Annotated in this window: 14 protein-coding genes; 6 read left to right on the top strand and 8 right to left on the bottom strand. The window is 56.9% G+C overall.

Translation table 11 applies throughout. From position 1 onward, the window contains the following. Nucleotides 1-54 precede the first annotated feature (54 nt). The gene (locus tag OZX74_RS03955) at nt 55-1227 is read right to left on the bottom strand and encodes an ArgE/DapE family deacylase (RefSeq protein WP_277157232.1); all 1173 of its coding nucleotides are present in this window, start codon (nt 1225-1227) and stop codon (nt 55-57) included. A 174-nt stretch (nt 1228-1401) separates the two neighbouring features. Between OZX74_RS03955 and OZX74_RS03950 the strand changes: the two genes are divergently transcribed. The 4 genes from OZX74_RS03950 to OZX74_RS03935 all read left to right on the top strand — a co-directional run bounded on the left by OZX74_RS03950 (nt 1402) and on the right by OZX74_RS03935 (nt 4012). Then, nucleotides 1402-1746, top strand: a complete 345-nt coding sequence (locus OZX74_RS03950; RefSeq protein ID WP_277157231.1) for a hypothetical protein — start codon at nt 1402-1404, stop codon at nt 1744-1746. Between the two features lie 116 nt (nt 1747-1862). Beyond that, on the top strand, nt 1863-2609 hold the full coding sequence (locus OZX74_RS03945) for a LytTR family DNA-binding domain-containing protein (RefSeq protein WP_277157230.1): 747 nt from the start codon (nt 1863-1865) through the stop codon (nt 2607-2609). A gap of 105 nt (nt 2610-2714) precedes the next feature. Next, a complete protein-coding gene (locus OZX74_RS03940) occupies nt 2715-3461 on the top strand; it encodes a hypothetical protein (RefSeq protein WP_277157229.1) in 747 nt (248 codons plus the stop codon). After that, nucleotides 3455-4012 (top strand): ATP-binding protein, encoded by a 558-nt coding sequence (locus OZX74_RS03935; RefSeq protein ID WP_277157228.1) that lies wholly within the window; start codon nt 3455-3457, stop codon nt 4010-4012. The genes OZX74_RS03940 and OZX74_RS03935 overlap by 7 nt, the downstream gene beginning before the upstream one ends. A gap of 211 nt (nt 4013-4223) precedes the next feature. Here OZX74_RS03935 and OZX74_RS03930 read toward each other — a convergent pair whose 3' ends face one another. The 7 genes from OZX74_RS03930 to guaA all read right to left on the bottom strand — a co-directional run bounded on the left by OZX74_RS03930 (nt 4224) and on the right by guaA (nt 13188). Then, nucleotides 4224-7091, bottom strand: a complete 2868-nt coding sequence (locus OZX74_RS03930; protein ID WP_277157227.1) for a glycoside hydrolase family 3 C-terminal domain-containing protein — start codon at nt 7089-7091, stop codon at nt 4224-4226. A 92-nt stretch (nt 7092-7183) separates the two neighbouring features. Next, on the bottom strand, nt 7184-7783 hold the full coding sequence (locus OZX74_RS03925) for a hypothetical protein (RefSeq protein WP_277157226.1): 600 nt from the start codon (nt 7781-7783) through the stop codon (nt 7184-7186). Beyond that, the gene (locus OZX74_RS03920) at nt 7780-9243 is read right to left on the bottom strand and encodes a family 43 glycosylhydrolase (protein ID WP_277157225.1); all 1464 of its coding nucleotides are present in this window, start codon (nt 9241-9243) and stop codon (nt 7780-7782) included. Before OZX74_RS03920 ends, OZX74_RS03925 begins: the two co-directional genes overlap by 4 nt. Nucleotides 9244-9411: 168 nt before the next feature. Continuing rightward, on the bottom strand, nt 9412-10260 hold the full coding sequence (locus OZX74_RS03915) for an aldo/keto reductase (RefSeq protein ID WP_277157224.1): 849 nt from the start codon (nt 10258-10260) through the stop codon (nt 9412-9414). Between the two features lie 35 nt (nt 10261-10295). Next, nucleotides 10296-10418 (bottom strand): hypothetical protein, encoded by a 123-nt coding sequence (locus OZX74_RS03910; protein ID WP_277157223.1) that lies wholly within the window; start codon nt 10416-10418, stop codon nt 10296-10298. Continuing rightward, complete coding sequence (locus tag OZX74_RS03905; protein WP_277157222.1) at nt 10415-11494, bottom strand: MFS transporter; 1080 nt, start codon at nt 11492-11494, stop codon at nt 10415-10417. The genes OZX74_RS03910 and OZX74_RS03905 overlap by 4 nt, the downstream gene beginning before the upstream one ends. 131 nt (nt 11495-11625) lie before the next feature. Beyond that, nucleotides 11626-13188, bottom strand: a complete 1563-nt coding sequence (gene guaA / locus OZX74_RS03900) for a glutamine-hydrolyzing GMP synthase (protein ID WP_277157221.1) — start codon at nt 13186-13188, stop codon at nt 11626-11628. A gap of 440 nt (nt 13189-13628) precedes the next feature. Between guaA and OZX74_RS03895 the strand changes: the two genes are divergently transcribed. Both OZX74_RS03895 and pta read left to right on the top strand, forming a co-directional pair. Continuing rightward, the gene (locus OZX74_RS03895; protein WP_277157220.1) at nt 13629-16109 is read left to right on the top strand and encodes a phosphoketolase; all 2481 of its coding nucleotides are present in this window, start codon (nt 13629-13631) and stop codon (nt 16107-16109) included. 189 nt (nt 16110-16298) lie between these two features. Beyond that, nucleotides 16299-17981, top strand: a complete 1683-nt coding sequence (gene pta / locus OZX74_RS03890) for a phosphate acetyltransferase (protein WP_277157219.1) — start codon at nt 16299-16301, stop codon at nt 17979-17981. Nucleotides 17982-18018 lie beyond the last annotated feature (37 nt).

The raw sequence follows: 18018 nt of genomic DNA, 5'->3' as shown, positions 1-18018 counted from the left end.
AAACGCACCGCAACCGTTTATCTGAGTCCGTTTACCAGCATCAAACGCAATCAACTACTTGCCGATGCCCATGTATTCGTTGATGATGTCGTCATAGATGCCGATGAAGTCGAGATACATCGCCTTGGGCAGGCTTTCGTTGACGCAGTGCATCGTATCGTTGCCTGGCCCGAACATCACGTAGGCGGTGTCCTTCGGGCTGTCGAGTAGGAGCACGCTGCCGTCGGTACCGCCGGACACGCCGAACATCGGAATCTCGGCAGGCTTGCCCTGCTCCTTCAAATGGCGCTCCCCCACCGACTTGACGATCTTGGCAAGCTTGGCGTCCTTCGGGCCGATCGCAGGAACGATATCCATACCGACCTCATAGGAGACGGTGGCCTTGTGACTGTCGTTGAACTTCGCCACTTCATCGTCCAAAACAGCGAGAATCTCTTTGTTGCTGAACTCGGGGATGATACGCATGTTGATTTCGGCACTGGCGGACTCAGGAATCGCATTGACCTGCTGACCGCCACGGATGACGTCAATGTTAAAGACGGTGTCGCCGAGGTCCGGGTTGCTCTTTCCGGCCGCTGCGTCCTTGATGCGCTTGGAAATGGTATCGAGGAATTCGATCAGATTCTCCACTGCATTGATGCCCGCGGCCGGAGTGGAGCTGTGCGCGGCCTTCCCTTTCATCGCGATGTTCAGATTAAGCTCGCCCTTGGTGGCGTAGACGATGTTGTAGCCGGAAGGTTCGCCGACAAGCAACGCCCCGACGCCTTTCATATACCCTTGCTTTTGAAGTGCGGTGGCACCCGGCATACCGACCTCTTCACCGGCCGTGACCAGGAAGCGCACGGTGCCGTGCATCTGCTGCTCATGCTTTTTGAGATTGAGCATGGCGATGACCATGGCGGCAAGACCGGCCTTCATATCGGTCACACCGCGGCCGTAGACCAGATCGCCGTCTTCGGTGAGCTTGAACGGATCGGTCTTCCAGCCTTCCTGCTGGGCCGAGACGGTGTCCATATGCCCAGTCAATCCAAGAATCGGCTCACCGTGCCCGAGTTCGGCGACCAAGTTGGCACGGGTCGGATCGTCCTCAAGCGGCAGAACCTTGCAGGGCACGCCGGCCTTATCGAAAATCGCCTTGATCTCATCAGCTACGACCTTCTCGTTGCCGTTTTCGGTATGTAGCCCTACGAACTTGCGCAGCAGGTCCATGGCTTCGTTTTCATTCATATTGTCTCCTTTCGAAAGCGTCCATTCGCTTCGCACCATTAAATCACGCCCTGCCGTTCTTTTATTCCAAGCGGAAAACTACTTTTGATACCAGCAAATAAAAACACCCTGAGTTTCGGTTGGTGTACACTTCATGAGTTGTTGCTTATACAAAAGAAAAGTTGGTGATATTTTATGGAAATTGGATCGTTAGCAGAATGGGCCACCGCCGTCGCCGAGACCGCAGCAGTCTTGGTTGCACTGTTCCTGCCCTATTTCGAACGCCGTAATGAGAATCGCAAAAGCACAAGAAACCTCAAAATCATGCTGCAGGGAATCGTCAAACGGGCACTGGCGGAAAACGACCCGAAATCCTTGGAGAACTTCATCAACATCTCGACGTTCACCGATGCCGGCACTCGCGACAAGGAAACACTCGACATCGCCCGTCAGATACTCGACCTCTTCCATGCAGAAGGTATGAGCGAAACGCGACGCAACGAGGAGATCAATGCCTTGCTCAAGGCAATTCAACCGTGATCGGACATAATTCGCGTTTCAATCAATCCCGACTCATCTTCCTTGGCATTTCGACATCATTGCGGAAATAGACTACAATTGGTTAATAGTTCAATGAATATACCAATTGAGATATCATGTTACGTTTAGCCATTGCCGAAGATAATGCCAATGATGCGCAGAAACTTCGTGATTATATTGCACGCTATGCCACAGAGCATGGCGTGCAATATAATATTCATGCCTTCAGCGACGGTGTGAATCTGGCGGAGGAATACCGTCCCGAATTCGACATCATTTTTCTGGATATCGAGATGCCGCTGCTGGACGGCATCAGCACGGCGCGCAGGATTCGAGAATCCGACCCTTCGGTCATCATCGTCTTCACCACCAACCTCGCCCAGTATGCCATTACCGGTTATGAGGTCAACGCCTTCGATTACCTGCTCAAGCCCATCACCTACCCCTCTTTCAGCAGCCACTTCGAACGCATCTTGTCGAGCATCCCGTCCCACGACGAAGGCAAGGCCATCGTCATCACCGCAAGGACCAGCAGCGCAAGGGTATTGACAGACGACATCGTTTGGATCGAGAGCAGAGGCCATCTGCTGACCTTCCATACGATCAATGGGGTGTACCAATCCAGCACGCAAAGCCTGAAATCGGTGTATTCGCAGCTCAGGGACCAGGATTTCTTCCAGTGCAACAAGGGTTGTCTGGTCAATCTGAAATTCGTCGAACGCGTTGAACACGATGAGGTGGTATTGGTCAGAACCGCGCATCCGGCGGATGAGCGGAATCAGCCGGCCAGACTGCAGGTGAGCCGAGCACGGCATGGACCGCTTATCCAGGCTCTGGGAGATTCCATTGCAAAAAGCTGCTAGAACCCGACAGCTGTTCCTTCATTTCCTGCCCTCGGACGAAAGAACGATATGACCGTTACCCTTCTCGCAGACACGACCACCGACATCCCCAAGCTTTATACCGCCTTGGCCGAATGGCTTTCCTGCCTGCTTTACGCGCGAATCATCCTGAGAGGCTGGCCGAAAGGGAAGAGAATCGTCGTTCTTGTCGCAGGTCTGGCCCTGCTCTGCCCGTTGCAGATGTTCATCGGCATCGTCAACATTTGGTGGTGGCTACCCTGCATGGCGCTGGCGCTGCTGATCATGTTCGTCACGCTGAAGCTCACCTGCCAGACACCGGTGGCGGAAACGATTTATTGGCTTGCCCGTTCCTTCACTCTCGCCGAACTTGCGGCATCTTTGGAATGGCAGTTGTACACATTCTTTGCGCATAGGTATTCAATATTCCGCCTCCTCCCGGTTTCGCTGGTTTTTCTGTTCGTCATCTATGCCGTCGTCTTCGTCGCCGCTTTTTTGCTTGAACCCCGCCACGGCGAAACCCATCTCGATATCGACGGACGACAGCTTTGGATCGTCATCACGATAGCGGCGCTGACCTTCGCCCTGAGCAACCTGAGCTATATATCATTGCAGACGCCGTTCAGCGCGGAAGTCGGCCCGCAATCCTTCAACATCCGCACGCTGGTCGAAATCGGGGTTTTGCCTTCCTGTACGCCTATCACTGGCAGCTTTGCGAAGCACATACGCAACGGGAACTCAACGGCATCCGCGACGTCCTCTCGACGCAATACCGGCAATATCAGAACTCCAAAGACAGCATCGAAATCATCAATCGGAAATACCACGACCTCAAACAACAGATCTCGGTGCTGAGAGCCGAGCCCAGCGAGACCAAACGCGAGCATTATCTCGACGATATCGAACATGATCTGGCGGATTACGGGGCCACCAACAAAACCGGCAACCCGACCCTTGACACCGTACTGACCTCCAAAAGCCTGTACTGCGCCCATCACCACATCGAGCTGACCTGCGTGGCCCAGGGCGAGGTGCTGGATAAGGTCGGCATCTCGGAAATGGACATTGCCGCGATGTTCGGCAACGCGCTCGACAACGCCATCGAATACTGCGAGACGCTCGACGACCCGGGGCAACGGCTTATTCGCGTGGTCGTCCGCCAGGTCAGAGGCTTCGCCTTCATCGCCGTGGAAAACAAAATCGCTTCGGCGGACGCAGCAAGGCTACAGACCCGTAACGGGCTGCCGCGAAGCACGAAAGGCGACGACCGCTATCACGGTTTCGGCCTCAAATCGATACAAAGCCTCACCCGGCAGTATGGAGGGGAGCTTTCGGTAAAGGCGGAAAACGATTGGTTCAAGGTGCATATCACCATTCCGATCCCGGCTTCCCAAAAGCAGCGCTAAAAGCGAACCTTCAGACGGATATCGGCCCATTGGTGCAAGGGTTTGCGCAACAAAGCAGACCACCGAGGCAAACCATCGAACGAAGATGCATTCACTGACGAATGGAAAAAGGAAACGATAAAGGCGATGCAGCCGATGCCGAGCGCCGGATCTGAATCCGGTTACGGCATCAACCGTATCGCCTTGTGTGCTATTTACTGGATTGCCTCGTTCACGCCTTCTCGGTGCGGCGACGCATCGGAACGATCACGGCGCAAAGCAGAGCCAATGCGATAATCGCGAGTTCGACGCTGGCGATGACCACATAGAGGTGCCAATTGAGCACGGTGACCGGCAGACGCTCGGCATTCGCCAGAGTGTAGAGAATGTTGTGCGAAGCTCGCTGGAGATAGTAGATATCCGCGTCACTGTCGCCAGAGACATTGAACTTGTTGAACGTCAGCCAGGAATCGGTCCCCGCACGCATTGCCGCATCGGCGCCACGGGCGAGTTTCGCCTCATCCATATCGGTGATCGAGTGCCCACGGAAGCCCCATTCGCCGCGAAGGACGTCCTGCTGCAATGCCGAATCGGAGCCGACATACACATCTCCGAGGAAGTTCATCGAAGTCATGACCCCAAGAGGATGACCGACCTTGACCGAGGTCTCGAACGGCTCGAGATAGATCTCGCGGATGGACTGCTCGTTGGCATACGTATGCAGGTTCTGCGAACGGCAGCTTTCCTGGTCGTTCAAGGCGAGATGCTTGATATACACAGCCATCTTTTTCTTGGATGCCGCACGCACCACATTGCTTGCCATGGTGGCCGACAACATCGGATCTTCCGAATAGTACTCCCCGTTCCTGCCGGAGAACGGCGAACGATGGTTGTCCATCGCGGGAGCAAACCAGCCGGTGACACCGCACTTGTGCCCCTGATCGGCCATCTGGGAACCGAACTGCGCCGCAAGGTCAGGGTTGAAGGTGGCGGCCATCAGAGGAACGCACGGATACGAGATTCCGGTGACATCCGGGCTGAACATGCTGGAAAGCCCAAGAGGACCTTCAGCATCCATGGTCAGATAGTTCTTGCCGATCGAAGGCAGCTCCGGCGTCCTGTAGAGCGAATCCTCCACCAGAGACTGCATTTCCGGCACGGTCAGCTGCGAAAGCAGCTCGTTCCACTTCGGATCGTCGTATTTCAGACCTGCCACGTCTTCAAGGCGAAGCTTGCCCTTTTTCGCGTAATCCTTGCCCTTTACCATCTTGTGGGCTTTGGCGTCCAAGGACTTGGGATAGTCGTTGGCATTGTCTTCCTGAGCGGTGGTCTTGATGGTGGATTTCACCGATTTCATGGCTTCCGTATAGTTCGCAAAGCCATTGCTCCTGCTCAGATACTTGCCGCGCGCAACATCCGCGAACCTGTTGACCGCTACCTTCTGATCCAGGTCGCGCTTGTTCTTGCCGGAGAAGAAATAGGTTTCGGGCATTTGCGCCTCGACCTGGTCGAGCGGATGATGGGCATCCGAACGCACGGAGAAAACATACTGCCCCTCATCGAACATGTAGGAGCCGTGGGTGCCGTCACCGTTGTCGTGGGACGAATCCCAGGAGGCGATCTGCTGCATGGAGACCGGCACTGTCACCGTCTGCGATTCCCCGGCGGCGAGAATCTTGGACTTGGCCACACCGACCAGCGAAACCGCGGACTTCTCGATACCTGCGCTCTTGTCATAGTCGGTATACGGAGCACTCATATAAAGCTGGACCGCATTTCTTCCGGCACGCTTACCGGTATTGGTGACCTTGACCTTGACGTTGAGCTTGCCCCTGGGATCGAGGGAAGCCCCGTTTGCAAGCCCGTCGACGATCTTTTGCGAGAAGGTGGTATAGCTCAGGCCGTAGCCGAACGGGAACGCGACGATATCGTCGTAGTGCTGCCCGTAATCGAAGGTCTTGCCGGTCTTGTTGCTGGTGATGACGGCCTTTTCGGCATATGCGGTCTCATACCATTTGTAACCGACGTAGATGCCTTCGACGTAATCGACATAGTGGCTCTTCGGCGCATTCGAAGCGGCCTGGGTGCCGTAGTTCTCATAGGACGGGGCGCTAGTATTGTCATACACCCATGTGTCCGGCAGGCTTCCGGAGGGGTTGACCTTGCCGGAGATGATCTTGCCCAACGCTCCAAAGCCTTTGGGGCCAGGAATACCGGCCCAAACGCAGGCATCGACGTGGAATTCGTTGAGGAAGCCCGTTTCCATCGCATTCGACATATTGAGCACGACGATGAGCTTCTTCGAATGCGCCCTCGCCTCTTTCAGCAGGTTCTTTTCGTTTTCGCTGAGCTGCAGATAATTGTGTCCGTCAGGACTCTTGTACGTGATGAGGTCGTTGCCTTCACCGCCGGAACGTCCAAGCACCACCACCGAAGTGTCGGAATACTGTTGCAGCTTATCGAACGAAGCCTCGCCCTGGTATTTGTCAATCGGCACTTCCGCATTCGAATAAGTGGCCGGGACGAATCCGATGACCTTCTTCGGCGGCTTGGGAGCCGGATACACCGAAGCCTTCTTCAAAGCCTGGTTGACCTGTATGCCCGACGATTCCAACGAATCCTCTATGGACACGGCATCGGAAATCTGCACATGGCTTGAACCGAGAGGGGAATACATGGGGTTGTATGCGTAATAACCCAGCAGATTCACCTTTTTGGCCTTCAACGGCAAGGTGCCGTTTTCGTTACGCAGCAGGACCATGCCCTGATCGCCGATATCGTGGACGAGTCCGGTCCAGTCCTTGGCGTTGGTCGTGACGCTGGCGTTGCTCTTTTGGATATTCTGGAACACGTTGTTGATGGAAGCCTTATATTGCCCGGTCTCCACATTGAGCACCACTGCGAGCACCACGGCAAGAACCGCGGCGATGACCTGCAGCACACGCACCCAGATGCTCGCACGGGTCTTGACCATCACCTCGCCCTCATGCCGGGGACGGAATCTTCGTAGCGCGACCGTGGCTACGCAAGCGAGGGCGACTAGACCCAGCACTATCACAGCTATAATGCAATATAGCTGGAACTGTTTTGCTGTATTCATTATTTTTCTTCTCCTTTGAAACGTTGGTCGAATGGAACAACAAAATTTCTTTCAACGACCTGCCGGCCGTTTGCTTTTCACTCCTTCAACGATTATTTCTGCTTGAAGATCAGCTTCATGATGGGATAGAACACCCAGAACGAGAGTGCACAGTTGATGAGCATGGTCACCAGATCGGCGAGCGTGACGCCGAAACCGGAGCCCATCCACCCCACGAAGAGCCGGTAGAGCGGGGCTTTGTACCATCCCTGCAGAGCGGCGGCGACGAACGTGACCACCACGTAGGCGAACGCATACCAGAACGCGGCCGTCCAGATACTGCCAACGGCCTTGAAGGTGATGTTGCGCTGCATAAAGAAGTTAATGACCTGTGCGATGGCCATGGTGATCTCCACGGCCAGGAAATACGCCAGGCCGCCTCCCCCGCCGCGCTGCACTGCACCGGCGGCGTAATCGAACAGGTAGTAGATGCTGCCGTTGGGGTTATGCCCCAGGCGCAGTACCTGGAATGACGTGTTGACCAGCGATGTCATGCCGAATATCCATTTGAGCACCGGCATGAGGATCAGCTGAAGCACAGTCACGGCGTTGCAGACTATGAAAAACATGATGAATTCCGCCAACCCGTGATGACGGGCGCTGAAGCGGGACCACAGGCCGGTGATGCTGGTGACGATGGCGTTCTTCTTCATTTTGCCTCACCTTGTGTCAACGAGAAACGCAGGAAGTCGATGCTTCCGCTGCCCTCGAATGTGAAATACAACGGGTATGTTCCCTTTGTCGGCGTCGTTTCGGCTTCGAAAGTCGAAAATTCCCCGGCATCGTGGTCAATATGGATTGTCGCAATCCTGTTGCTGCATGCGGCATCGAGCCAGACGGACAGCTTGCCTGTGCCCTTCCCGCGAATTTCTGCAGCGATTCTCGATTCTGTTCCGTCGAATTCGTAATATTTGAAACCGGCCGTCGCCCCGTCACACATATTGGCGATGAATTGATGGCGCGAATCCTTGCCTCTCACCTTTTCCTCGGTGATGAACGGATGGTTGCGCAGCCTGGATTTGACACCGGAACCGTCATAGCGTCCTGTCACGCCGCCTTTGGCCCATAGATTGCAGGCCGTATAGGCCTCGTGCACGCCGAGTGCTGTGAGCGGACCATCGTTGAGACCGCAGCTGGTCATTTCAGCCTGGTTGAAGCCGCCGTCAGCCCGGCGTTCCAACCGCTCGGCACACGCCTGACGGGCGTAGGAGCTGCGGTTGGTCTGACGGTGATAGAAGATATAGAACCGGTCGTTCAATCGCAGGATGCTGCCGTGGGTGTTGCCGGCATAGTTCGCAGCATGTTCCTCGTCGTGGTATCCGTTGATGCCGATATCGGCATTGCTGACCAAGGTCCCGCCATAGACAAAGCCGCTGTCCGGCTTGTCGCTGACAGCATAGCACAGCTCATGATTGAGCCGTGAGGAATAGATGAAATAATATCGGCCATCATATTTGCGGATCGAACTGGCCTCGAAGAACTCATGGCCTGGGAAGGAACCTTCGCCTTCTTTGGGGAAGAGAAGCTTTTCCGGGGTCTTGATGGTGACCATGTCTTCTTCGAGTTCGAGAACATACCCGCCTTCGAACTTGCGCCGGCCGCCCGTGACTATGGAGGGAACCGGGGTGTAAAAGCCCGAATAAAGATAAACTTTCCCGTCGTCATCGACGAGGACGCCGGGATCGAACGGGAACGAATCGCCCTTGCAACGGCCCCATATCTTCCCGTTGGGATAATGCACGTGGCCGTAGAATTCGAAGGGGCCGGAAGGCTTATCGGAGACCGCAACCCCCATGATGCCCATGAAATCGAAAGCGTAATACAGATAATAGCGGCCGTCAGTGCCAACGGCGACGTCTGGCGCGAACAGCAGACGCAGGCCGAGCCTGTTCTTCGGATCTTGGTTCTTTCGATAGAGAACGCCGTCATAGCGCCAATCCGAGAGGTCCGAAACCGGGGCGGACCAGCAGGCGTAATCACGCACGCAGAACATGGGCGCATTGAATTTATCGTGCGAACCGTAAATATAGACCCGATCGCCAAAAACGTAAGGTTCGGCATCCGGAATGTATTCGCATTGTGGCAAATAGGGATTGACTGCTTGTCGACTCATACCACGCTCCTTTGCTGATTTCAGTGTGGCACGGCAAAGGGGCACGGAAAGGGCTATCGCACAAACGGTCGATTTATCGCATAAGAAGGTCCGGCAAAGTACCGATGCACTCTGCCGGACCCGGCTGAATAAGAGATTTCAGATTCAAATGAATTAAATCATGATGCGCTAGCGTTGGCTGGGATTGTGGTTGTCCGGATTCGGATCGGTAAAGACGTTAAGCGTGTCCATATCCGCGTCGCTGATGGTGAAATCGACATCGGCGTTGTTTTCGATATGTTCACGATGCGTGGCTTTCGGAAGCGGCAGCACACCGTTCTGCAGGCAGAAGCGAATCGCCAGCTGGGCGGTTGAGACCCCGTACTTTTCGGCCATCGCCTTGAGTTCCGACGAACCGAGCAGCCCACCGGTGGCCAACGGCGAATAGGCCTCGATCAGCAGGCCGTGCGACTGGGCAAATGTCCTGTTGCGCGGCTCAGTGGCACCTACGTAATACTGAATCTGATTGACCGCGGGCGTCACCTCGGCATGGTCGAGGATGTTCTTCAAATCGTGGTCATCGAAATTCGACACCCCGATGGCACGCACACGGCCGGACTGGTAGATTTTCTCCATTTCGCCCCACACGGCAAGGTTCTCTTCGTCCATGCGCATATGCCCCGCGTGGCTCCACGGCCAAGGCGCGTGGATGAGATAAAGATCGAGGGTATCAAGCCCGAGGTTCTCCATCGTCTCTTCGAAATGCGGCAGCACCCCATCCGCAGTCTTGACCTCGGCCGGAAGCTTCGAAGTCACGAAAATCTCGTCGCGTGCTACTCCCGACTCGCGGATGGCACGTCCGACGCTGCGTTCGTTGCCATACACATAGGCGGTGTCGACATGGCGGTAGCCGGCATCCAGCGCCATCCGCACCGAATCATAGGCCACTTCCCCATCGGGAATCTGCCAGGTGCCGAACCCGATCTTCGGAATCTTCATCCCGTTGTTCAGCGTATAAGTATCAGTAAGAATCGTCATCGCTTCTACCTTTCGTTTTATGCGAATACCATTATTCAGTCTAGACCCTCGTAGATATCTTGATGGGCAATGACGACCAGGCCGGCGATGAACATCACGATGACGACCACGAGGACGAGCACGACGATGGGTGTCCATGTGTGCAGCAGTCCGTTCAATGCACCCAGGGCGACCGGGCCGATGGCAGCGAACAGATAGCCTCCGGATTGTGCCATTCCCGACAGACGAGCGGTGTCGGCCGCCGAGGTGGTGCGCTTCTGAAAGAAGACGATGCAGATGCTGAACGAGGCCGCCGTCGCAAGTCCCATGCATACCGCCGAAACCACATTGAGCGGCAGGTTCGCGCCGGGAACGAGAATCCCCAAAATTCCCAAAGCAAAGCCTCCCCGGCGATGCCGTTGACGATAGCCAACCCGTGCTTGCGTTCTGCGATCAGCGGCACCGTCATGGTCAGCGGCATACCGCTCAACTGGAAAAGCGTGGCGAGGTTGCCCGCAACCACGGCGCTGAAACCGGCCGTCTGCCATATCGACGGCAACCAGGTCAGCAAAGAGTAATACAGCATCGATTGCATGCCGAAATAGGCCAGAATCACCCATGCCAGCCGCGAGCGCCATGGCGTTCTATCGACAAGCGGACGCTCGTCACCGCCCGCTTTCACTTTGTTGCCTCGAGCGGATCCGGAAAGCATGATGACCAGCCAGGACATCAGCGCCACGGGGCCGAGCAAGGCGAAGATTCCCATACTGCCCTTAATGCCGATATGGGAGGCGATGATGCCTGAAGTGGCCGTGCCCAAAGAGGCGACCAGGACCTGCGCGGTGGTATACAGCGTGGTTTTCCCAGCGATACTTTCGGGGAACCGTTCCTTGATGACCGCAGGCAGAAGCACATTGCCGCCGGCGATGCCGATTCCTAGAGCGGCCGTGCCGATCAGCAGCGCCCAGACCGAGGGGATGATGCGCAGGAAGCTGCCGATGCTCAACACCGCAAGGGAGGCCACCAGCACTTTCTCGCTGCCGTGCCGTGCCCCGGACTTGCCCATCAGCGGGGATGCGAGCGCGAAGGCAAGGAGTGGGATGGTGGTCAGAAGTCCGGCAAGCGAGGTAGGCAGGCCGATTTCGGCTTTGAGGTCCGGCAGCAGCGGAGGCATCATGGTGATCGGCATACGTAGGTTCGCCGCGACCAATACAAGCCCCAAGATAACCAGCCATGTGCGTTTGCGCTTGCTCACTTACTCTCTCCCTCGGGCTTTTTGCCGATACATTATGTTCTATTGTGTTCTACAAACCAATGGTGCCCTCACGCCGAAACGAGGGGCACCACCATTAATTTTTAATCACTTGTGCTTTTAAGCAGCCGATATCACTCCCACTCGATGGTGGCCGGCGGCTTGGAGGTGCAGTCGAGCACGACGCGGTTGATACCGCGGCACTCGTTGGTGATACGCGTGGAGATCGTGGCCAGCACGTCGTAGGGCAGACGATACCAGTCGGCGGTCATCGCGTCGTCGGAGCTGATCGGACGCAGCACGATCGGCGAGCCGTACGTGCGCTCGTCGCCCTGCACGCCTACCGAATGGACGTTGGCCAGCAGCACCACCGGGCACTGCCAGATATCGCGGTCCAATCCGGCCTTCGTCATCTCCTCACGGGCAATGGCGTCGGCCTCACGCAACAGATCCAGACGCTCCTTCGTCACCTCGCCGATAATGCGGATGCCGAGGCCCGGGCCCGGGAACGGCTGGCGCCAGACGATGTTGTCGGGCAGACCGAGCTTGGTGCCGATGGCACGAACCTCGTCCTTGAACAGGCTACGCAGCGGCTCGATGAGCTTGAATTTGACATCCTTGGGCAGACCCCCGACGTTGTGGTGGGACTTGATATTGGCAGTGCCGTCCCCGCCGCCGGATTCGACGACATCCGGATAGAGCGTGCCTTGCACGAGGAACTTGACCTCCTTGCCACGCGCACCGGCCTCTTGCAAAACCTGCTTCTGGGCCTTCTCGAACGTGCGGATGAACTTCTCACCGATGATCTTGCGTTTGCGCTCAGGCTCGGTAACGCCCTTCAAAGCCGTAAGGAACTCGCTGGAAGCATCGACCTCGATCAGCCGGATGCCGGTCGCTTCGACAAAGTCGTGACGAACCTGCTCGGCCTCGCCCTTGCGCAGCATGCCGTGATCGACGAAGACGCACGTAAGCTGATCGCCGATGGCCTTGTGCACCAAGGTCGCGGCGACAGCCGAATCCACGCCGCCGGAGAGCCCGCAGATAACCTCGGCATCGCCGACCTCCTCACGAATCTTTTTGACTTGCGTGTCGATGATATTGTCGGCGTCCCAATCGCTGGGAAGCCCCGCGCACTCGTGCAGGAACGTGGAGAAGAGCTCGTTGCCAAGCGGGGTGTGCTTGACCTCGGGGTGCCACTGCACGCCGTAAAGCTTGCGCGACTCATCTTCCATCGCGGCCACCGGAGCACCTTGAGTATGCGCGAGGACTTTGAAGCCTTCCGGCGCTTCCTCCACGGCCACGCCGTGGCTCATCCAAGTGGTCTGTTCGGTGGGGGAACCGGCCAACACGCCCTCAGCGTCGTCGATCACCGCTTCGGTCCTGCCGTATTCGCCGAGCGCAGCCTTGTCGACCTTGCCGCCCAGTTCGTTGGCCATAACCTGGAAGCCGTAGCAGATACCGAGCACGGGCACACCGGCGTCGAATATCGTCTTGTCGATCTCGGGCGCACCGGGCTCGTAGACGGAAGCGGGGCCTCCGGAAAGAATGATGGCCTTGGGATCTTTGGCGAGCATCTCGGAAACCGGCATGGAATGCGGAACCAATTCGGAATAGACATGCGCCTCGCGCACACGACGCGCGATGAGCTGGGCGTATTGCGCGCCGAAGTCAACGACAAGCACTGGACCTTTTGCCATGGATTCTCCCTATTATTATCAGTACAAAACAGATGCAGAATATGTCCATTCTCGCGGTTCAAGGCGACAAAATCAAGTGTCCAGACAATGCACGCGGAACAAACAAAAAACAACATCACAAAAAACAACACGCCGCGTGAATTTTCTGTGAATCGAACATCGCTAAGCCTTGGCGTTGCGGAGTTTGTGGCGCAATTTCAACGTTTGTAAGTCATTTTTTTACGTTCGAAAATCTCACAAATTTTTTGTATAATACGACATTACTTGACAAAAACATCTCAAGACAGCACACAGATGAAAAAAAACGTCCAAAAAGTCGGAGTCGACACGTAAAGTGAACATCGATTGGGCACGAACCCGGAACATCAATAGTAACAAAGGTTTGCGCCCGAAGGAAATAATCAATTGCACACAATGTGTACAGGAGTACAGGAGCATAAATGACTAGTCCTGTTATTGGCACCCCGTGGAAGAAGCTCGGCAAGCCGGTTTCTGATGAGGCTCTCGAAGGAGTCGACAAGTATTGGCGCACCGCCAACTATCTTTCCATCGGTCAGATTTATCTGCGTAGCAACCCGTTGATGAAGGAGCCCTTCACCCGCAAGGACGTCAAGTACCGTCTCGTGGGCCACTGGGGCACCACTCCGGGCCTGAACTTCCTGTTCGGCCACATCAACCGTCTCATCGCCGACCACCAGCAGAACACCGTGTTCATCATGGGTCCTGGCCACGGTGGCCCCGCAGGCGTCGCTCAGTCCTATCTCGACGGCACCTACACCGAGTACTATCCGAAGATCACCAAGGACGAGTCCGGACTGCAGAAGTTCTTCCGTCAGTTCTCCTATCCTGGCGGCATCCCCTCCCACTATGCACCTGAGACCCCGGGTTCGATGCACGAGGGCGGCGAGCTCGGCTACGCGCTGAGCCACGCCTATGGCGCCATCATGAACAACCCGAGCCTGTTCGTCGCGGCTGTGGTCGGCGACGGCGAGGCCGAAACCGGCCCGCTGGCGACCAGCTGGCAGTCCAACAAGCTCGTCAACCCTCGCACCGACGGCATTGTGCTGCCGATCCTGCACCTCAACGGCTACAAGATCGCCAACCCGTCCATTCTTTCCCGTATCCCCGATGAGGAGCTCCACGAGTTCTTCGAGGGCATGGGTTACGAGCCTTATGAGTTCGTCGCCGGATTCGACGATGAGGACCATATGTCCATCCACCGTCGTTTCGCCGACATGCTCGAAGAGATTTTCGACAAGATCTGCGACATCAAGGCCAAGGCTCAGACCGACGACATGGATCGCCCGACCTACCCGATGATCATCTTCCGTACGCCGAAGGGCTGGACTTGCCCGAAGTACATCGACGGTCAGAAGACCGAGGGATCCTGGCGCGCTCACCAGGTGCCGCTGGCTTCCGCCCGCGATACCGAGGCTCACTTCCAGGTCCTCAAGGGCTGGATGGAATCCTACAAGCCTGAGGAGCTCTTCGACGAGAAGGGCGCCATCAAGCCTGACGTCACCGCGTTCATGCCTAAGGGCGAACTGCGCTTGGGCCAGAACCCGAACGCCAACGGCGGCCGTATCCGCGAGGATCTGAAGCTCCCCGATCTCGATGCCTACGAAGTCAAGGGCGTCAAGGAATTCGGCCATGGCTGGGGCCAGCTCGAAGCCACCCGCCAGCTGGGCAACTACACCCGCGACATCATCAAGATGAACCCGGATTCGTTCCGCATCTTCGGACCTGACGAGACCGCTTCCAACCGTCTGCAGGCCGCTTATGAGGTCACCAACAAGCAGTGGGACAACGGCTATCTCTCCGAGCAGACCGATGAGCACATGGCTGTCACCGGCCAGGTCGTCGAGATGCTCTCCGAGCACCAGATGGAAGGCTTCCTCGAGGGCTACGTCCTCACCGGTCGTCACGGCATCTGGAGCACCTACGAGTCCTTCGGCCACGTCATCGACTCCATGCTCAACCAGCACGCCAAGTGGCTCGAAGCCACCGTGCGTCACATCGATTGGCGTAAGCCCGTCGCTTCGATCAACATGCTGATCTCCTCGCACGTCTGGCGTCAGGATCACAACGGATTCTCCCATCAGGACCCGGGTGTGAGCTCCGTGCTGCTGAACAAGACCTTCAACAACGATCACGTTGTGGCCGAATACTTCCCCGCCGACGCCAACATGCTGCTGGCCGTCGCCGAGAAGGCCTTCAAGTCCACCAACAAGATCAACGCCATCTTCGCGGGCAAGCAGCCTGCGGCCACCTGGCTGACCCTCGACGAGGCTCGTGAAGAGCTCGAGAAGGGTGCTGCCGAGTGGAAGTGGGCCTCCACCGCCAAGAACAATGACGAAGCGCAGATTGTGCTCGCCTGCGTCGGCGATGTCCCCACGCTCGAGATCATGGCCGCAAGCGAAAAGCTCAAGGCGTTCGGCATCAAGTTCAAGGTCGTCAACGTCGTTGACACCCTGAAGCTGCAGAGCCCCAAGGAGAACGACGAGGCGCTGAGCGACGAGGAGTTCACCGATCTCTTCACCGCCGACAAGCCGGTCCTCTTCGCGTATCATTCCTATGCGCACGACATCCACGCCCTCATCTATGACCGTCCGAACCACGACAACTTCAACGTTCACGGTTACAAGGAGCAGGGTTCCACCACGACTCCGTACGACATGGTGCGCGTCAACGACATGGATCGTTACGAGCTGACCGCCGAAGTGCTCCGCACGCTCGACGCGAAGAAGTACGCCAGTGACATCGACAAGCTCGAGAAGTTCCGTACCGACGCCTTCCAGTTCGCCGTCGACGAAGGCTACGATCACCCGGATTACACCGGCTTCGTATACTCCGACGTCAAGAACCAGGACAAGGAAGCAGCTGCCAAGGCTGCCATGAGCACTGGTTCCGACAACGAGTGAGATTATCTCACCCCCGCGCTTAGCGCAATCATCTGAGTAAAGGAAAAGGACGTCCGGCTTCGGTCGGCGTCCTTTTTCTGTTTCGTTCGTCGGCAGTCTACTACGTCACACTCTGCGCTTAACATATAAATGATCGATATCGTTGTTGATCCGCAAAAACGTGCATAGCATGCACAAAGGAGTTATACCGTGACGAACGAAGTCATTTATATCAACAGCCCTGAGGGCAAGAACGGCCGTAACGTGGTGGCCTACGGAGTCGTAAAGGCTCTCGCATCCAAAGGCAAGACCGCAGTGTTCCGCCCAGTGGCTTGCAAAAAAGAGGCCTTTACCGGCGAACTGCTCAAGGCCTCGAATGCCGACCAATCCGTCGAACAAGTGCGCGGCGTATGCCCCAAGTGCGCGCGCAAAGACAAAAGCACTGCCCGTGGTGACATCGTGGCGGCGTATAGTGCCGAACTTGAGCGTGTCAATCCCGACACCATGGTGGTCGTGGGTTCCGACGGTTCCTCCGTTTTCGACCCTGAAGCGTTCACTTTCAATGCCGATATCGCCTCGGATCTCAAGGCCAAGACCTTCCTCGCCATCTGCACCATTCCGCGCAACGGTGAACAGGTGAAGGCCACCGTAGAGACCTGCACGGCCGAGGTGGAGCAGGCCGGCGGAAAGATCGCCGGAGTTTTCGTCACCGGTTGCACCGACGAGAAGGCCGCAGACGCCAAGAACGCTTTGAAGGACTCCCCCGTACCGGTCTGGACCATTCCGGCCGTCGACTTCCCGTCCGACACCGATCCCGATGCCGCCAGCAAAGCCGCAAAGGCATTCGCCGACAATGCGCCGACCGATGAGGTAGTCGCCGCCGCACAAACTCCATTCGACGCTCCGACCACTCCCTATGCGTTCCAGAACGATCTTCTGGTGAAGGCCAAGGCCGCCAAGAAGACGATCGTGCTGCCGGAAGGCTCGGAAGACCGTATCATCAAGGCTGCGGACTACCTGCTTGCCCGCGACATCGTCAATCTCATCATCGTCGGCGATAAGGATGCCATTCTCGCCCGCGGCAAGGAACTTGGCCTCGACTCGCTTTCCAAGGCCAGCTATCAGCCGATGGATGACGAGGAAGTGCTGGAGCCCATGGTCGCCAAGCTCTGCGAGCTGCGCGCCAAGAAGGGCATGACGCCAGAACAGGCCCGCAAGCAGCTGACCGATCCGAGCTACTTCGGCACCATGCTGGTCGTACTCGGCAAGGCCGATGGTCTGGTCTCGGGCTCCATCAACTCCACCGCCAACACGGTTCGCCCGGCGCTGCAGGTCATCAAGACCAAGCCCAGCGCCTCTCTGGTCTCCGGCGCGTTCCTGATGTGCTTCAAGGACCATGTCGCCGTCTTCGCCGATTGCGCCATCAACCTCAACCCGAACGCCGAGCAGTTGGCCGACATCGCCGTTCAATCCGCCGACACCGCACGCGCCTTCGGTGTGGATCCCAAGGTGGGCATGCTCTGCTACTCCACCCTTGGGTCCGGCAAGGGTCCGGATGTCGACCTGGTCGAGGAAGCCACCAAGCTCGTCCATGAGAAGGCCCCGGATCTGCCGGCAGTCGGTTCCATCCAGTTCGACGCCGCTTGGTCTCCCACGGTGGCCGCCACCAAGGCCAAGGGCAACGATGTGGCAGGCCACGTCAACGTCTTCATCTTCCCGAGCTTGGCCGCAGGCAACATCGCCTACAAGGCCGTGCAGCGCACTTCCGGTGCCATCGCCATCGGCCCGGTGCTGCAAGGCCTCAACAAGCCGGTCAACGACCTCTCGCGCGGTGCCCTGGTAGAGGACATCATCAACACGGTAGCCCTCACCGCTGTGGAAGCTCAGCAGTAATAGACGTGTTGCTCGTTTAGCAGACATGTAATACATA

The sequence above is a fragment of the Bifidobacterium sp. ESL0798 genome, assembly GCF_029395415.1.
GTDB lineage: Bacteria > Actinomycetota > Actinomycetes > Actinomycetales > Bifidobacteriaceae > Bifidobacterium.
Note: the sequence above shows the minus strand (reverse complement) of the source record. Positions and strands in the feature narration are given on the sequence as shown.